At 61.5% G+C, this 16,628-nt stretch carries 13 protein-coding genes; 8 read left to right on the top strand and 5 right to left on the bottom strand.

Going from position 1 to position 16,628, the window contains the following annotated elements; translation table 11 throughout:
• Window positions 1–110: 110 nt before the first annotated feature.
• From ppsA to M2395_RS11800, 8 genes are all read left to right on the top strand, one after another.
• A complete protein-coding gene (gene ppsA, locus M2395_RS11835; protein ID WP_041116859.1) occupies window positions 111–2,486 on the top strand; it encodes a phosphoenolpyruvate synthase in 2,376 nt (791 codons plus the stop codon).
• A 102-nt stretch (window positions 2,487–2,588) separates the two neighbouring features.
• Window positions 2,589–3,578: an alpha/beta fold hydrolase gene (locus M2395_RS11830; RefSeq protein ID WP_015634749.1), complete on the top strand. Its 990-nt coding sequence runs from the start codon at window positions 2,589–2,591 to the stop codon at window positions 3,576–3,578.
• A 247-nt stretch (window positions 3,579–3,825) separates the two neighbouring features.
• Window positions 3,826–4,317: a ribonuclease E activity regulator RraA gene (gene rraA / locus M2395_RS11825; protein WP_011060191.1), complete on the top strand. Its 492-nt coding sequence runs from the start codon at window positions 3,826–3,828 to the stop codon at window positions 4,315–4,317.
• 25 nt (window positions 4,318–4,342) lie between these two features.
• Entirely contained in the window at window positions 4,343–5,338 is a 996-nt protein-coding gene (locus tag M2395_RS11820; protein ID WP_077933638.1) for a zinc transporter ZntB, read from the top strand.
• A gap of 63 nt (window positions 5,339–5,401) precedes the next feature.
• Window positions 5,402–5,647, top strand: a complete 246-nt coding sequence (locus M2395_RS11815; protein ID WP_011060193.1) for a hypothetical protein — start codon at window positions 5,402–5,404, stop codon at window positions 5,645–5,647.
• 2 nt (window positions 5,648–5,649) lie between these two features.
• Window positions 5,650–6,474 carry a mechanosensitive ion channel family protein gene (locus M2395_RS11810; RefSeq protein WP_008048604.1) on the top strand — a complete coding sequence of 275 codons (825 nt, stop codon included), beginning with the start codon at window positions 5,650–5,652 and terminating at the stop codon, window positions 6,472–6,474.
• 88 nt (window positions 6,475–6,562) lie between these two features.
• Window positions 6,563–7,153 (top strand): RNA polymerase sigma factor SigX, encoded by a 591-nt coding sequence (sigX, locus tag M2395_RS11805; RefSeq protein WP_011060195.1) that lies wholly within the window; start codon window positions 6,563–6,565, stop codon window positions 7,151–7,153.
• Window positions 7,154–7,260: 107 nt separating this feature from the next.
• Window positions 7,261–8,238, top strand: a complete 978-nt coding sequence (locus M2395_RS11800) for an OmpA family protein (RefSeq protein ID WP_011060196.1) — start codon at window positions 7,261–7,263, stop codon at window positions 8,236–8,238.
• Between the two features lie 76 nt (window positions 8,239–8,314).
• Here the strand turns inward: M2395_RS11800 and cobA are convergent, their stop codons facing one another.
• The 5 genes from cobA to M2395_RS11775 form a co-directional block, all read right to left on the bottom strand.
• Window positions 8,315–9,067 carry a uroporphyrinogen-III C-methyltransferase gene (gene cobA, locus M2395_RS11795; RefSeq protein WP_015634751.1) on the bottom strand — a complete coding sequence of 251 codons (753 nt, stop codon included), beginning with the start codon at window positions 9,065–9,067 and terminating at the stop codon, window positions 8,315–8,317.
• Between the two features lie 9 nt (window positions 9,068–9,076).
• Window positions 9,077–11,794 carry a nitrate reductase gene (locus M2395_RS11790; RefSeq protein ID WP_077933640.1) on the bottom strand — a complete coding sequence of 906 codons (2,718 nt, stop codon included), beginning with the start codon at window positions 11,792–11,794 and terminating at the stop codon, window positions 9,077–9,079.
• Window positions 11,794–12,111, bottom strand: a complete 318-nt coding sequence (gene nirD / locus M2395_RS11785) for a nitrite reductase small subunit NirD (RefSeq protein WP_015634753.1) — start codon at window positions 12,109–12,111, stop codon at window positions 11,794–11,796. Before nirD ends, M2395_RS11790 begins: the two co-directional genes overlap by 1 nt.
• Window positions 12,108–14,561, bottom strand: a complete 2,454-nt coding sequence (nirB, locus tag M2395_RS11780) for a nitrite reductase large subunit NirB (protein WP_123430268.1) — start codon at window positions 14,559–14,561, stop codon at window positions 12,108–12,110. The genes nirD and nirB overlap by 4 nt, the downstream gene beginning before the upstream one ends.
• A gap of 390 nt (window positions 14,562–14,951) precedes the next feature.
• Entirely contained in the window at window positions 14,952–16,622 is a 1,671-nt protein-coding gene (locus M2395_RS11775; RefSeq protein ID WP_041116865.1) for a bifunctional protein-serine/threonine kinase/phosphatase, read from the bottom strand.
• Between the last annotated feature and the right edge of the window lie 6 nt (window positions 16,623–16,628).

Genomic DNA, 16,628 nt, shown 5'->3' with positions numbered 1-16,628 from the left:
AATGGCCCGCATTCTCACTTATTTTCCAGGTCCAGGCCATATAGCGGGCAAACGCTCCCTGGAGCAGCCGGCTTCTGAGCTTTTCCAACACAGTTAGTGGAGAGATCACCTTGGTAGAGTACGTAGTTTCCCTCGATAAGCTCGGCAAACACGATGTTGAGCATGTGGGGGGCAAGAACGCATCCCTGGGCGAGATGATCAGCAACCTCGCAGGTGCGGGCGTATCGGTCCCTGGTGGCTTCGCCACGACAGCTCAGGCTTATCGTGATTTTCTTGAGTTGAGTGGTCTGAACGACCAGATTCATGCGGCGCTCGATGCGCTGGATGTCGATGACGTCAACGCCCTGGCCAAGACTGGCGCGCAGATCCGTCAGTGGATCATGGAGGCCGAGTTCCCCGAGCGCCTCAACACCGAGATCCGTACCGCCTTCGCCGCACTGTCGGCGGGCAATCCCGACATCGCCGTGGCCGTGCGTTCCTCGGCCACTGCCGAAGACTTGCCGGACGCCTCCTTTGCCGGCCAGCAGGAAACCTTCCTCAATATCCGTGGCGTGGACAATGTGATTCGCGCTGCCAAGGAAGTGTTCGCCTCGCTCTTCAACGACCGCGCCATTTCCTACCGCGTGCACCAGGGGTTCGACCACAAGCTGGTGGCCCTGTCTGCCGGTGTGCAGCGCATGGTGCGTTCGGAAACCGGCACCGCCGGCGTGATGTTCACCCTCGACACCGAATCGGGCTTCCGTGACGTGGTATTCATCACCGGCGCCTATGGCCTGGGTGAAACCGTGGTCCAGGGCGCGGTCAACCCGGACGAATTCTACGTCCACAAGAACACCCTTGAAGCCGGTCGTCCGGCTATCCTGCGCCGCAACCTGGGCAGCAAGGCGATCAAGATGATCTACGGCGACGAAGCCAAGGCTGGTCGCTCGGTGAAAACCGTGGACGTGGACGCCGCCGATCGCGCGCGTTTCTGCCTGACCGATGCTGAAGTCAGCGAGCTGGCCAAGCAGGCGATGATCATCGAGAAGCACTATCAGTGCCCGATGGACATCGAATGGGCCAAGGACGGCGACGACGGCAAGCTGTACATCGTCCAGGCTCGTCCGGAAACCGTGAAGAGCCGTACCCAGGCCAATGTCATGGAGCGCTACCTGCTCAAGGAAACCGGCACCGTGCTGGTGGAAGGCCGTGCCATCGGCCAGCGCATTGGCGCCGGCAAGGTGCGGATCATCAAGGACGTGTCCGAGATGGACAAGGTCCAGGCCGGCGACGTGCTGGTCTCCGACATGACCGACCCGGACTGGGAACCGGTGATGAAGCGCGCCAGCGCCATCGTCACCAACCGCGGCGGCCGGACCTGCCACGCAGCAATCATCGCTCGCGAGCTGGGCATTCCGGCAGTAGTGGGTTGCGGCAACGCCACCGAGCTGCTGAAAGATGGCCAGGGCGTGACCGTTTCCTGCGCTGAAGGCGACACCGGTTTCATCTTCGAAGGCGAACTGGGCTTCGACATCAAGCAGAACTCGGTGGATGCCATGCCGGAGCTGCCGTTCAAGATCATGATGAACGTCGGCAACCCGGACCGTGCCTTCGACTTCGCCCAGCTGCCGAACGCCGGCGTGGGCCTGGCCCGCCTGGAGTTCATCATCAACCGCATGATCGGCGTGCACCCCAAGGCACTGCTGAACTACGCCGGGCTGCCACAAGAGATCAAGGACAGCGTCGACAAGCGTATTGCCGGCTACCACGATCCTGTGGACTTCTACGTCGACAAGCTGGTTGAAGGCATCAGCACCCTGGCTGCGGCGTTCACACCGAAGAAGGTCATCGTGCGCCTGTCGGACTTCAAGTCCAACGAATACGCCAACCTGATCGGTGGCAAGCTCTACGAGCCGGAAGAAGAGAACCCGATGCTGGGCTTCCGCGGTGCTTCGCGTTACATCAGCGAATCCTTCCGTGACTGCTTCGAGCTCGAATGCCGCGCCCTGAAGCGCGTGCGCAACGAGATGGGCCTGACCAACGTCGAAATCATGGTGCCGTTCGTGCGCACCTTGGGCGAGGCCAGCCAAGTAGTTGATCTGCTGGCTGAAAACGGCCTCAAGCGCGGCGAGAACGGCCTGCGCGTGATCATGATGTGCGAACTGCCGTCCAACGCCATTCTGGCTGACGAGTTCCTGGAGTACTTCGATGGTTTCTCCATCGGCTCCAACGACCTGACCCAACTGACCCTGGGCCTGGACCGTGACTCGGGGATCATCGCCCACCTGTTCGACGAGCGTAATCCTGCGGTCAAGAAGCTGCTGGCCAATGCCATTGCCGCCTGCAACAAGGCTGGCAAGTACATCGGCATCTGCGGCCAGGGGCCTTCGGACCACCCGGACCTGGCCAAGTGGCTGATGGAGCAGGGCATTGAAAGCGTTTCGCTGAACCCGGACTCGGTACTGGAAACCTGGTTCTTCCTGGCTGAAGGTCAGGGCGCGGCGTAATCGGTGAGTGCAGAGCCGGTCGGTCGCAAGGCTGGCTGGCTCTTGAAGATTCAAGCAGGGCGTGCTTCTTCTGGATGCCGCCCTTTTTTGTGCAAGAAGAATATGCAAAGCAGCAGCAACCTATTTCCGGTCGCCTTGATCAGTGCCGAGCGTCGAGGCGACCTCAGCGAAGATGTCTATCGCTTGAAGCCCGGCAACAGTCCCGACCCTTCCGTGGAGTTGGCCGTCACCCGCCTGGGGCTGGCCGATGAGCCTGAAGCCCGGGGGATCCCCGTGGTCCTGCTGCATGGCAGCTTTTCCAATCGACGTTTCTGGTATTCGCCCAAGGGCATCGGGCTGGGGGCCTATCTGGCCCGCGCAGGCTTCGATGTGTGGATTCCTGAAATGCGCGGTCACGGTTTGTCGCGCCGCAATGCCGACTACCGCAAGAACCGTGTCGCCGACTACGCTCGGTACGATTTGCCGGCAATTGCCGCCTTCGTCCGTGAGCAAAGTGCGCAGGTTCCCCATTGGATCGGTCATTCCCTGGGCGGCACTACCCTGGCGGCGGCCTTGGGCGGGCAGTACCTGGGTGATGCGGGCGTGGCTTCGGCGGCGTTTTTCGGTACCCAGATCAGCCGTACCTACTGGCCCTTGAAGATCCCGATGGTGGAGTGGGGTGGGCGCCTGGTGATCAAGCGCTTTGCTCAGTTGTCCGGCTCGCGGCTCAAACGTGGCCCCGAGGACGAGCCCATCGGGCTGGCTCTGGAGAGCATGCGTTGGCATGGATTGTTTGGTCGTTTCGGCGATGCCGATAAGGATTGGTGGGCGGGCCTGGCGCAGGTTACGGTGCCGGCACTGGCAGTCAGTGCCGCAGGGGATCATCAGGATCCGACCTGGGCCTGTCGCAAGTTGTTCGAGCAGTTGGGCAGCGAGCAGAAACAATTTGTCTGCCTGGGACGCGAGCAGGGATTCAGCGGTAATTTCGGTCACGTCGAGATGCTGGTGAGCAAACCGGCGCAGACTGAGGTCTGGCCGCTGGTCGCGTGCTGGCTCAAGGATCAGCAGGCTCCATTGCTGGTTTCTGTTGCCGAACCCGTGGCTGCGGTTTGAGGCGAAGGCTCTGACAAGGGCATTTCGCTCGATAGCGCTTGCGGCTAAGATATGACGCATTGCGCTGTTCTGGTCACATTCAGTTATTGAGTCGGCTTTCCGTTCCGCTGGCCTGGCTGCGAAAATACGGGGCAGGCGGGTTCGCTCATCAGGCCTTGCAGGTTAAACATCTGCGGTCTGGGCGCGTATCTATATAAGGCAGCACCGACACCTTCGATCGTGTTCTTTCTGTTACAGGAGTTTCTCGATGAACCATTACCTCACTCCCGACCTGTGCGACGCCTACCCGGACCTGGTGCAGGTGGTAGAGCCGATGTTCAGCAATTTCGGTGGTCGCGATTCCTTTGGTGGTGAAATCGTCACCATCAAGTGCTTCGAGGACAACTCGCTGGTCAAGGAACAAGTGGAACTCAAGGGGCAGGGCAAGGTGTTGGTGGTGGATGGTGGCGGCTCGCTGCGCCGCGCCCTGCTGGGCGACATGCTGGCCGAGAAAGCCGCAAAAAACGGTTGGGAAGGATTGGTGATCTACGGTTGCATCCGTGATGTGGATGTCATCGCCCAGACCGATCTTGGCGTCCAGGCCCTGGCCAGCCACCCGATGAAGACTGACAAGCGCGGCATTGGCGACCTCAATGTGGCGGTGACCTTTGCCGGTGTGACTTTTCGTCCTGGCGAGTATGTCTACGCCGACAACAATGGCGTGATCGTTTCGCCAAGCCCGCTGAAAATGCCTGAATAAACAATCGACCTGACAAGGGATGCGGATGTTCGAGGAAGAAAACGCGCAATGGGGGCTGGTACATGCCCTGGTGCTGGATGGTGAAGGCGGTGCGCGTTCGATTGCCCGGACTGAGCTCGACGACCTGCAACTGCAGGCCCATGAAAGCCTGTGGCTGCATTGGGATCGCAGTCATCCGCAGACCCAGACCTGGTTGCGTCGCTCCAGCGGCCTGAGCGAGTTCAGCTGTGACCTGCTGCTGGAGGAAAACACCCGGCCACGCCTGCTGGCGCTCCCGGACTCGGAGTTGCTGCTGTTTCTGCGGGGTATCAACCTGAACCCGGGGGCCGAGCCGGAAGACATGGTCTCGGTGCGGATCTTTGCCTCTTCCCAGCGGGTGATTTCCTTGCGCCTGCGTCAGTTGCGCGCCACCGATGAGTTGCTGGTGCAGCTTGCCGAGGGCCGAGGGCCGAAGACGTCTGCCGAACTCCTCCTTTATATGGCCGAGTACCTGACCCACAAGGTGCAGAACCTGGTCAGCGACCTCTCGGAAGTGGTCGATGGCGAGGAAGAAAAACTGGATGCCGACGAACGGTATACCCCCGAGCACGGCAGCATTTTGCAGATCCGTCGGCGGGCTGCCGGGCTCAAGCGCTTCCTGGCTCCGCAGCGGGATATCTTCGCCCAGTTGAGCCGGATAAAACTGCCCTGGTTCGCCGTGGATGATGGTGATTACTGGAACGAGCTGCACAACAGTCTGACCCGTTACCTGGAAGAGCTGGAATTGACCCGAGAGCGCGTGGGGCTTGTGCTGGAGGCCGAAGACCGGCGTTTGAGCGTGCGCATGAATCGCACCATGTACCGCTTCGGGATCATTACCGGGATCTTCCTGCCGATGAGTTTTCTCACCGGCCTTTTGGGGATCAACGTTGGCGGCATTCCGTTCTCGGCCAGCCCTTATGGTTTCATCATCGCCTGCCTTTTATTGTTGGCGGTGGCCGTGGGGCAATGGTGGTTGTTTCGTCGTTTGCGCTGGGTGTGATGATGCTTCATGTGACCCGAATAAATCTGATCGCGTCTTTTTCAGACATCACCAGAGGTGCGTATGCACGATCCGTTTGAACAGTCTTTGCGTGACATGCTCAAAGCCTCGCCATCGAGCCGCGATGACGATGCCTGCCTGGGCCGCGTACTGAAAACCGCCAACCGTCAGGTGGGGGCGGGGGATCTGTTCAGCCTTCTGGGCCGCTGGCTGCCGGCGCTGATGATCGCCTTGAATAACGGATCGGCTCATATTGCGCCGGTTTCTCGTCGTAAATCTTCTGCTCGCACTGCTGATAAGGCTGATTGAATATGGAACTGGATCTCTGGACGCAGAGCCTCGTCACGGCGATGACCGCCTTGTGGACCAAGGTGGCGAACTTCATTCCGAACCTGTTCGGCGCGTTGGTGGTGCTGTTGCTGGGCTTCGTGGTGGCCAAGCTGCTCGATACCCTGCTCTCGAAATTGCTGGCCAAGCTGGGCCTGGATCGCCTCATGGGCGGCACCGGCCTGACCAAGTTGCTGTCTCGTGCGGGTTTGCAGGTACCCATCTCGACCCTGATCGGCAAGATCGTCTATTGGTTCGTTTTGCTGATTTTTCTGGTTTCTGCTGCTGAATCCCTTGGCCTTGAGCGAGTTTCGGCTACGCTCGATATGCTTGCGCTGTATTTACCGAAGGTTTTCGGTGCTGCGCTGGTGCTGCTGGTGGGGGTTTTGCTGGCGCAACTGGCCAATGGCCTGGTGCGCGGCGCCGCAGAAGGCGTAGGCCTGGATTACGCCAGCGGCCTGGGGCGAATTGCCCAGGGGCTGGTGATCATCATCAGTATTTCCGTGGCGATCAGTCAGTTGGAGGTTAAAACCGACCTGCTCAACCATGTGATCGTCATTGTATTGATTACCGTTGGTCTGGCTGTTGCACTGGCCATGGGGTTGGGAAGCCGGGAAATTGCCGGGCAGATTCTTGCGGGAATCTATGTGCGTGAGTTGTATCAGGTTGGGCAACAAGTACGTGTTGGTGAGGTCGAAGGCCAGATCGAAGAGATTGGCACGGTTAAAACTACATTGCTGACCGATGAGGGTGAGCTAGTCTCTCTCTCCAATCGGATCCTGCTGGAGCAGCATGTAAGTAGCCGCTAACCCGGCAAACCCTGCTAATGTATGCCGCCGCAAAATGCTCGTCATCGGGCTGCGGCGGACATTGACCTGACTGTCGGCACGACTCGTTTTGAATAAAACCCAATCGCTATCCACGCGCTATGACCCCCGTGAGCTCTCTGATGAGGAGTTGGTTGCGCGCTCGCATACGGAGCTGTTTCACGTAACACGCGCCTATGAAGAGTTGATGCGGCGCTATCAGAGGACCCTATTTAATGTTTGTGCACGTTATCTGGGGAACGATCGGGATGCGGATGATGTCTGTCAGGAAGTGATGTTGAAGGTGCTGTATGGCCTTAAGAACTTTGAGGGTAAATCGAAGTTCAAGACATGGCTATATAGCATCACGTACAACGAATGCATCACGCAGTATCGCAAGGAGCGGCGCAAGCGTCGGTTGATGGACGCTTTAAGTCTTGACCCCCTCGAGGAGGCGTCTGAAGAGAAGGCGCCGAAACCTGAGGAAAAGGGTGGACTTGATCGCTGGTTGGTGCATGTGAACCCGATTGATCGGGAAATTCTGGTGCTACGATTTGTCGCAGAGCTGGAATTTCAAGAGATCGCGGACATCATGCATATGGGGTTGAGTGCTACAAAGATGCGTTACAAACGTGCTCTTGATAAATTGCGTGAGAAATTTGCAGGTATTGCTGAAACTTAGTTCGGCGCAAATATCTCTTACGTCTAGGTGAGTTCTGATAGACTTACCGCCGAGTTGTCCCCCGGTATGTGGGACTGCTTTACAATCACCAGATGGGGATTTAACGGATGAAACTGAAAAACACCTTGGGCATTGCCATTGGTTCTATTGTTGCCGTGACTTCGTTCGGCGTTCTGGCGCAAGGCCAAGGCGCGGTCGAGGGTGAACTGTTTTACAAAAAACAGTACAACGACAGCGTTAATCACGTTGAAGACGGCTTCAACCCAGGCGCATCGATCGGCTACTTCCTGACCGACGATCTGTCGTTGAACGCCACCTACGACAAGACCAACCACACCCGTTCCAACGACGGTACTGGTAACCAGAAAATCAAAGGCGACAACTTCGGCCTGAACGCTCAGTACCACTTTGGTACCGTGGGTGACGCTCTGCGTCCATACGTTTCCGGCGGTGTTGCTCACAAGAGCATGACCAACGTTGAGGCCGACGGCCACAGCGGTCGCGACCAGTCGACTTTCCTGACTGCAGGCGCTGGTGTTAAGTGGTACATCACCGACAACCTGTTCGCCCGTGCTGGCGTTGAAGCTGACTACAAGCTGGACAACGGCAAGTGGGACTACGCTCCTACCATCGGTCTGGGTGTGAACTTCGGTGGCAGCGGCGGCAAAGTCGCTCCAGCTCCAGTAGCACCAGCTCCAGCTCCAGAGCCAGCTCCAGAAGCTCCAGTTGCTGAAGTGGTTCGTGTTGAGCTGGACGTGAAGTTCGACTTCGACAAGTCGGTCGTCAAGCCTAACAGCTACGCTGACATCAAGAACCTCGCTGACTTCATGAAGCAGTACCCACAGACCACCACCGTTGTTGAAGGTCACACTGACTCCGTCGGTCCTGACGCTTACAACCAGAAGCTGTCTGAGCGTCGTGCAAACGCCGTTAAACAAGTTCTGGTTAACCAGTACGGCGTTGGCGCTAACCGCGTTCAATCCGTTGGTTACGGTGAGTCCCGCCCAGTTGCCGACAACGCAACTGAAGCTGGTCGCGCAGTTAACCGTCGCGTAGAAGCCTCGGTAGAAGCTCAAGCTAAGTAATTAGCCTTGTAGCTTGGAAAAACCCGGCCTAGGCCGGGTTTTTCTTTGCCTGCGATTTGCCTTCCTGGCGCGAGAGTCAGGCCAGTTGCACCTGGGTTTCAGAGGTAGGGGCCGTGACCGACGCGGTTGCCGCGACTGCCCCGATAACCAGGATTGCCGGGCTCTTGAGGGCGAAAACCTGGGCGTCGCGTTCCATGTTCGCCAGTACGCTGCGGCATTCGCGCTGCTGCGGCAGCGAGGCGTTTTCAATCATCGCCACCGGCGTATCCGCCGCCAGTGCACCACCGAGCAACTGCTCGGCAATCTCCGCCAGCTTCGCCACGCCCATGTAGATCACCAGGGTCGTTCCGCTGTGTGCCAGCGCCTGCCAGTTCAGTTGGCTGTCGTCCTGCGTATGAGCAGTTACCAGAGTCACGCCTCGAGCAACGCCGCGTAGGGTCAGGGGAATATCACAGCGTGTGGCACCTGCCAGGCCGGCGGTTATGCCGTTTACCAGCTCCACTTCGATGCCCCGTGCCTTGAGCCACTGCGCCTCCTCGCCGCCACGCCCGAAAATGCACGGGTCGCCGCCTTTGAGGCGCACTACGCAGCGGCCCTGTCGGGCGTAGCGCAGCATCAAGCGGTAGATAAAGGCTTGGGGCGTCGAGCGACAACCGCCGCGCTTGCCCACCGGAATCACACGCGCCCCGGGGCAATGCTCCAGCACGGCAGGGTTCACCAGGTCATCGATCAGCACCACATCGGCCTCACCGAGGGCGCGTACGGCCTTGAGGGTCAGCAGCTCCGGGTCTCCGGGGCCAGCGCCTACCAACCAGACTTTTGCATTCATAGGGTTTCCTCACTCCAGGGCGACGACAGGTTGCACGCAAGCCGCGAGCAGGCGCTTGATCTCCGGCACGCAGGAGCCACATTGGCTGCCGCAACCCAGTTGCTGTTTCAGTTGTTCCATATCCAGGCCTTGCGCGATTCCGGCGCAGACCGCGCTGTGGCTGACGTTCCTGCAATTGCACAAGATGCGCTCCTGTTGTCCTCCCAGGCCGCTGGCGTCTGGCGGTGCACTCATCGGCGCCAGCAGCCAGCGCCTTAGTTGTTCATCGGCGCGGCCTTGCTGCCACAGCTCGTGCAGCCAATGCTGTGCCAGGGTTTCCCCGGACAAGCGGATGGCGATAATTCGCCCCTGTTCGATCCGCACTCGCTTGCCGATGGCCCGGCGGAGGTCGTCGTAGGCCAGTACCGGGCCTGTGTCGAGCTGCAATTGCCGGTCGATGGCCTGAAGCAGTGCCGCTTGTGGTGCTTGCGCATGGGCGGCGCGAATCACCAGTGCCGGGCGCTCGCGACCGGTCAGGCTGAGGCTGACATAGGCCAGAGCCTGGCAAAGAGGGCGTAGGGCCCGGAAATGCGCCTGCACATCACCTTCAATCAGCACGAACAGTTGCCAAGGCAGTTGCACCGGTTCCAGGCGCACGCCGCTGTGCTTGAGTTCCGGCTGTTTGGACAAGGGGTCGAAGGCGGGCTGGGTGACGGCATTGACCCCGCCCTTGAGGAAGCGATCGCCGAAGTGCATGGGCAGGAAGGCTTGCCCGGGGCGCACGCTGTCATCGCCGGTCACTGCCACGATTACGCTGCCGCGCCGGCTCTTCAGGTTCACCAGTTCTCCATCTCGCAGGCGTTGGCGCCGCAGTTCGTCCGGATGCAGGCTCAGCAAGGCTTCGCTGACATGGCCGAACAACTGCGCCGCAGTGCCCGTACGGCTCATGCCGTGCCATTGGTCGCGCAGGCGGCCGGTGATCAGGGTCAGGGGGAAGCGTGCGTCCCGCTGCTCCTTGGCTGCTACATAAGGGTCGCTGACAAAACGCGCACGGCCATTGGCGGTGGGAAAGATCCCGTGTACATACAGGCGCTCAGTACCCTGGGTCGCGCCTTCAGGGAAGGGCCATTGTTGTGGGCCGAGGCGGTCGAGCAACTCGTGGCTGAGGCCGCTCAGATCCAGGTCGCGGCCGCGGGTCAGGCCCTTGTACTCATCGAACACCCGGGCGGCGCTATCGAAGGCAAACAGGCTCGGCAGGCCGGGGCGCAGGAATCGCTCCAGGCGTTGAGCAAAATCCACGGTGATCGCCCAATCCGCTCGGGCCTCGCCGGGGGCGGCAACGGCCTGGCGGACATGGGAAACCCGGCGCTCGGAGTTGGTCACCGAGCCTTGTTTTTCGCCCCAACTGGCGGCTGGCAGCAACAGGTCGGCGAATGCCGCGGTTTCGGTGGTGGCAAAGGCTTCCTGCAGAACCACGAAAGGGCAGTTCAGCAGCGCCTCGTGCACTCGGTTCTGGTCCGGCAGGGATTGCGCCGGGTTGGTGCAGGCGATCCACAAGGCCTTGATGCGGCCGCTGCGCATCTGTTCAAACAGCTCCATTGCGCTCAAGCCAGGGCTGGCGGGCAGTTGCTCCACGCCCCAGTAGGCGGCGACTTCGGCGCGGTGTTCCGGGTCGGCAGCCTCGCGGTGTCCAGGCAGCAGGTTGCTCAAGCTGCCGGTTTCGCGCCCACCCATGGCATTGGGCTGACCGGTGAGCGAGAAGGGGCCTGCACCGGGGCGGCCGATTTGCCCGGTGGCCAGGTGCAGGTTGATCAATGCACTGTTTTTCGCGCTGCCGGCGCTGGACTGGTTCAGGCCCATGCACCACAGGGACAGAAAACTTGGCGCATTGCCCACCCACTGGGCGCATTCCTGCAATTGCTCGAGGCTGATGCCGCACAGCTGGGCCACCATCGGCGGGGTGTAGTCGCGGACCAGGGCCTTGAGCTGCACCAGGCCCTCGGTGTGTTGCTGGATGAAATCCCGGTCGATCCAGTCCTCCCACAGCAGCAGGTGAAGGATGCCGTGAAATAAAGCGACATCTGTGCCGGGCAAGATCGCCAGGTGCAGGTCAGCCAGGTCGCAAGTGTCGGTACGACGCGGGTCGATCACTATGACTTTCATCTGTGGGCGTTGGCTTTTGGCCTGTTCCAGGCGACGAAACAACACCGGATGGGCGTAGGCCATGTTGCTACCGACGATCATCACGCAGTCGCTTTGCTCCAGATCCTCATAGTTGCACGGCGGCGCGTCGGCCCCCAGGCTGCGCTTGTAGCCCACCACCGCCGAAGACATGCACAGCCGGGAATTGCTGTCGATGTTGTTGGTGCCCACCAGGGCCCGGGCCAGTTTGTTGAAGGCGTAGTAGTCCTCGGTCAGCAGTTGCCCGGAAATATAGAACGCCACGCTGTCCGGGCCGTGCTCGGCGATGGCCTGGGCGAACACCCCAGCGGCATGTTCCAGGGCGCTGTCCCAGTCGCAGCGGTTGCGGGCCAGGGCCTTGCCCAGGCGCAGTTCCGGGTACAGCGCGCGGGCCGCGTGGTCGCCGGTCAGGTGCAGGCTGGCGCCCTTGCTGCACAGTTTGCCGAAGTTGGCCGGGTGCGTCGGGTCGCCACTGACCCCGAGAATATGTCGGCCGTCATGCTCGATCAGTACCCCGCAGCCGACCCCGCAGTAGCAGCAGGTCGAGGCCGTGCTCTGGCGCTCCATTACCCGGCATCCTGCAGGGCCAGCAGCACCCGGCCGCTTTCCACTCGGGCCAGATGCTGGTGGGCGCAGCCGTGGTCTGGGGCCTGGGCCTGCCCGGACTCCAGATCGATCTGCCAGTTGTGCAGCGGGCAGGCTACCCGTTTGCCGTAGATCAGCCCCTGGGATAGCGGCCCGCCCTTGTGCGGGCAGCGATCGTCGAGAGCGAAGACTTGATCATCGCTGGTACGAAAAATTGCGATATCGCCCTTGGGGCCCTTGATGATGCGCGAGCCCAGGGTGTTGATTTCTTCCAGGGCGCAGATATCCAGCCAGTTCATGCCGGCACCTCCAGTTGTTTTACGGGGATCGACTCGAACTCTTTTTTCAGCTGCGGCTCGGCCAGGCGCTGTTGCCATGGGTCCTGCTCGAAGGACAGGGAGAACTGCAGGCGCTCGTTCAGCGCCTTGCGCCGCTGCGGGTCTTCCAGCACGGCCTTTTTCACGTGTTCCATGCCGACCCGTTGCAGGTAGTGCACGGTGCGTTCGAGGTAGAAGGCTTCTTCGCGGTACAGCTGGAGGAAGGCGCCGTTGTATTCGCGCACTTCTTCGGCGGTCTTGAGCTTGACGAAAAACTCCGCCACCTCGGTCTTGATCCCGCCGTTGCCGCCGATGTACATCTCCCAGCCCGAATCGACGCCGATGATGCCCACGTCCTTGATCCCGGCTTCCGAGCAGTTGCGCGGGCAACCGGAGACCGCCAGCTTGACCTTGTGCGGCGACCACATGTTGAACAGGTCGTGTTCCAGCTCGATTCCCAGCTGGGTGGAGTTCTGCGTGCCGAAGCGGCAGAACTCGCTGCCGACGCAGGTCTTCACGGTGCGGATGGATTTGCCGTAGGCGTGGCCGGACGGCATGTCCAGGTCTTTCCAGACTCCGGGCAAGTCTTCCTTGCGGATGCCCAGCAGGTCGATGCGCTGGCCGCCGGTGACCTTGACCATGGGCACCTGGTACTTGTCGGCGACATCGGCGATGCGTCGCAGCTCGGACGGATTGGTCACGCCGCCCCACATCCGCGGCACCACCGAGTAGGTCCCGTCTTTCTGGATGTTGGCGTGGGCCCGTTCGTTGATCAGCCGCGATTGCGGATCGTCCCGGGCTTCCCCCGGCCAGGTGGAGATCAGGTAGTAGTTCAGCGCCGGACGGCAAGTGGCACAGCCGTTAGGGGTGCGCCAGTTGAGGTAGCTCATGGTGCCGGCGATGGTCAGCAGGTGCTGGTCGCGGATCGCCTGGCGGATCTGCCCGTGGTTCAGGTCGCTGCAGGCGCAGATGGCTTTTTCGCTTTTCGGCTTGACGTCCGCCGCGCCGCCCACGGTATTGATCAGGATCTGTTCCACCAGCCCGGCACAGGAGCCGCAGGAGCTGGCGGCCTTGGTGTGCTTCTTGACCTCGTCGACGCTGAACAGCCCCTGTTCCTGAATGGCCTTGACGATGGTGCCCTTGCACACCCCATTGCAGCCACAGACCTCGGCAGTGTCGGCCATGCTCATGGCCTTGTCCTGGCCCTGATGGCCGACGTCGCCCAACGCGTTCTCACCGAACATCAGGTGGTCGCGGATCTCGCCGATGGCCTGCTGCTCGCGGATCTGCCGGAAGTACCAGCCGCCATCCGCGGTGTCGCCATACAGGCAGGCGCCGACCAGCACGTCGTCCTTGATCACCAGCTTCTTGTAGACCCCGCCAATGGGGTCGGCGAGGGTGATGGTTTCGGTACCGTCGCCACCCATGAAATCCCCGGCGGAAAACAGATCGATGCCAGTGACCTTCAACTTGGTGGACGTCACCGAGCCCTGGTAGCGGGCGAAGCCCAGTTGGGCCAGGTGGTTGGCGCAGACCTTGGCCTGTTCGAACAACGGCGCCACCAGGCCGTAGGCGATACCGCGGTGGTTGGCGCACTCGCCGATGGCGTAGATGCGCGGGTCAAAGGTTTGCAGGGTGTCGTTGACCAGTATCCCGCGGTTGCAGGGCAGGCCGGCCCGTTCCGCCAGCTCGGTGTTGGGGCGGATGCCGGCGGCCATCACCACCAGATCGGCGGGGATGATCTCGCCATTCTTGAACTGCACCGACCCGACCCGACCATTGCCGGCATCGATCAGGGCCTGGGTCTGTTCGCACAGGCGGAACTTCAGGCCGCGGCTTTCCAGGGCGCTTTGCAGCAACTGGCCGCTGGTCTGGTCCAGTTGTCGTTCCAGCAGCCATTCGCCGATATGCACCACGGTCACATCCATGCCGCGCAGCTTGAGGCCGTTGGCGGCCTCCAGCCCCAGCAGGCCGCCGCCGATCACCACCGCATGCGTGTGAGTCTTGGCCGTGTCGATCATCGCCTGGGTGTCGGCAATGTCGCGATAGCCGATCACCCCCTGCAGGTCCTTGCCGGGAATCGGCAGGATAAAGGGCGTGGAGCCGGTGGCGATCAGCAGACGGTCATACTCGGCTTCGCTGCCGTCCTCGGCGATCACCCGGCGCCTGATCCGGTCGATCTCTACCACCTTGCGGTTGAGCAGCAGCTTGATGTGGTGGTCCAGGTACCAGTCCAGGTCGTTGAGGACGATGTCCTCGAACGTCTGTTCACCGGCCAGCACCGGCGACAGCAGGATGCGGTTGTAGTTGGTGTGGGGTTCGGCGCCGAAGACCGTGATGTCGTACAGCTCATCGCTCAGCTTGAGCAGTTCTTCCAGGGTGCGGACCCCGGCCATGCCGTTGCCGATCATCACCAGTTTGGGTCTTTTCATGGGCTTCTCCGGAGCTCAGGCAGGGTCAGTGACGCCTGGCTCGACAAAATGCGCGCAAACAAAAAAGGCGTCCCGTCAGTGGCCTGACGAGGACGCCTTTGTCCGATCCCGTTCTCTCGGGAAGCCTGCCTTCGTCGTTGAAGGCCGGGCTTTATGTCTGTTGCCTGACGCAATGCAGCGCCTGTGCCAAGTGGCCGAGGTGCTGGTTTTATTGAGCTTTGATGAAGGTTCTGTGCGTGCTGATCTCGGCTGTTGCACTGAATTGAGACGCTATGCCCTGTTTCGGCTCTTTGTGGCAGATCGGGTCGCGTTTGGATCAACGGCTCCTAGGGACGCAGGGGCCTGAGGTTTGTCGGGAGTTTGAGGAGCAAGGCCACCCACCCGATGGCCTCAGTGATGCAGCAGTGACAGCAACAAGATCAGGTTGAGCAGCAAGGCGAGCAGGGCGATGCCGCGCCAGACTTTCAGCGGTTCGCGTTCCAGTAATGGCCGCGATCTGGTGCTCAAGCTACGGCGTTCGCCCTGTTCCAGCGCCAGCAGCCATTCTTCGGCAGTTTCGTAGCGCTGTGCCGGATCGGCATTCACCCCGCGCTCCAGGCTTTGTGCCAACCATTCCGGCAGGTCCGGGCGGTAGCGGCCGGGGTTCGTCGCTGCGCCGAAACGCGGGCGCTGGAAGGCTTCGATCTCGCCGTGGGGGTAGTGCCCGGTCAGCAGGTAGTACAGGCTGACGCCTACCGCATAGAGGTCCTGTTGCGGGCCGGGAGGTTCACCGTCGAAGGCTTCCGGGGCGATAAAGCTCGGGGTGCCGGGTAGCAGGTGTGCCGGGTCCGCCGAGAGGCCGGGGCAGTACGCCAGGCCGAAATCCAGTACCCGCAGTTCGCCATCGTCCCCCAGCAGCAGGTTGTCCGGTTTGATATCCCGGTGCAGGATCTGCCGCCGGTGCAGCAGACCGATTGCGCGTAGCAGATGCTCGGCCAGGGGCTGCCACTGGGCCAGGGGCAAGGGGCCGTTCTGGCGAAGCAGTTGTGCCAGGGTACGGCCCGGGTATTCGCGCATCAGGTAGTACAGGTGCTGGCGTGAAGTTGCGCTGTGTACCTGGGGAAAGTGACGCCCGGCAACGCGGCGCAGCAGCCATTCTTCGCATAGCAGTCCCTGGCAGGCCGTCAGGTCGTTGTGCAGGGCCGGGGGCAAGGTCTTCAGCAGCCAGGTTTGTTGCTGTTCGTCGTGTACCCGATACAGCAAGGCCTGCTGGCTGTGGCTGAGCAATGCCTCGACTTGCCAGCCCTCGAAGCGCTGGCCGGGTTTCAGCGGCGGCGGCAGGGGCCATTGCTGCAGCTGCAGCAGGGCGTCACCGAGGCTGCTTTCGCCGAGCTCATCGACTCGCACCAGCAGCGCGCTGGCGTTGTCCTGGCTGCCGGCCAGGTGGGCGGCGCGGACCAGGGTCTGTACAGCGCTGTCCGGGTCCGTCTGGTCACGCAGAATGGCAGCGATGGCGCTGTCGCCCAGGGTGGCCCAGACTCCATCGCTGAGCATCAGGAAGCTTTCGCCCTGGCGCAGTTCGCCGTCGAGGAAGTCCAGCACCAGATGTTGGTCCAGGCCCAGGGCACGCTTGAGCACATGCTGCATGCCCGGTTGCTCCCAGACGTGGTCCTGGCTGATGCGTTGCAACTGCTGCCGGTGCCAGCGGTAGACCCGGCAGTCGCCGACATGGGCCAGGGTGAAGCGCCGGCCCCGCAACACCAAAGCGCTGAGGGTGGTGAGCAGTGGCTGGCCGCCGCCGTTGGCCTGGAGCCAACGATTCTGGGCGACCAGCAGGCGTTCCAGGGCTTGGGCCACAGCCCAGGTTTGCGGGGTGGCGTAGTAGTCCAGGGCCAGGGCCTGCACGCTTGAACGGGCGGCGAGGCCGCCGTCGGCGCACTGGCTCACACCGTCGGCGATGGCGAACAACAGGCCTTTGCTTGCGGCCAGGTCCGGCGCCGGGGTGACCCGGCGCAGGGCGTCCTGATTTTCCGCCCGCGGTCCGGTGGCGCTGGCCTCGGCGTGGCTCAATTGCAGGCCCATGACGCC

It is taken from the genome of Pseudomonas sp. BIGb0176 (assembly GCF_024810175.1).
Lineage (GTDB): Bacteria > Pseudomonadota > Gammaproteobacteria > Pseudomonadales > Pseudomonadaceae > Aquipseudomonas > Aquipseudomonas protegens.
Note: the sequence above shows the minus strand (reverse complement) of the source record. Positions and strands in the feature narration are given on the sequence as shown.

Coding starts and splice junctions, on each gene's coding strand:
- M2395_RS11815 (WP_011060193.1), top strand. CDS start 5,402: ATGCACGATCCGTTTGAACAGTCTTTGCGTGACATGCTCAAAGCCTCG.
- M2395_RS11810 (WP_008048604.1), top strand. CDS start 5,650: ATGGAACTGGATCTCTGGACGCAGAGCCTCGTCACGGCGATGACCGCC.
- M2395_RS11800 (WP_011060196.1), top strand. CDS start 7,261: ATGAAACTGAAAAACACCTTGGGCATTGCCATTGGTTCTATTGTTGCC.
- rraA (WP_011060191.1), top strand. CDS start 3,826: ATGAACCATTACCTCACTCCCGACCTGTGCGACGCCTACCCGGACCTG.
- M2395_RS11790 (WP_077933640.1), bottom strand. CDS start 11,794: ATGGAGCGCCAGAGCACGGCCTCGACCTGCTGCTACTGCGGGGTCGGC.
- M2395_RS11830 (WP_015634749.1), top strand. CDS start 2,589: ATGCAAAGCAGCAGCAACCTATTTCCGGTCGCCTTGATCAGTGCCGAG.
- M2395_RS11820 (WP_077933638.1), top strand. CDS start 4,343: ATGTTCGAGGAAGAAAACGCGCAATGGGGGCTGGTACATGCCCTGGTG.
- M2395_RS11775 (WP_041116865.1), bottom strand. CDS start 16,622: ATGGGCCTGCAATTGAGCCACGCCGAGGCCAGCGCCACCGGACCGCGG.
- nirB (WP_123430268.1), bottom strand. CDS start 14,561: ATGAAAAGACCCAAACTGGTGATGATCGGCAACGGCATGGCCGGGGTC.
- cobA (WP_015634751.1), bottom strand. CDS start 9,067: ATGAATGCAAAAGTCTGGTTGGTAGGCGCTGGCCCCGGAGACCCGGAG.
- nirD (WP_015634753.1), bottom strand. CDS start 12,111: ATGAACTGGCTGGATATCTGCGCCCTGGAAGAAATCAACACCCTGGGC.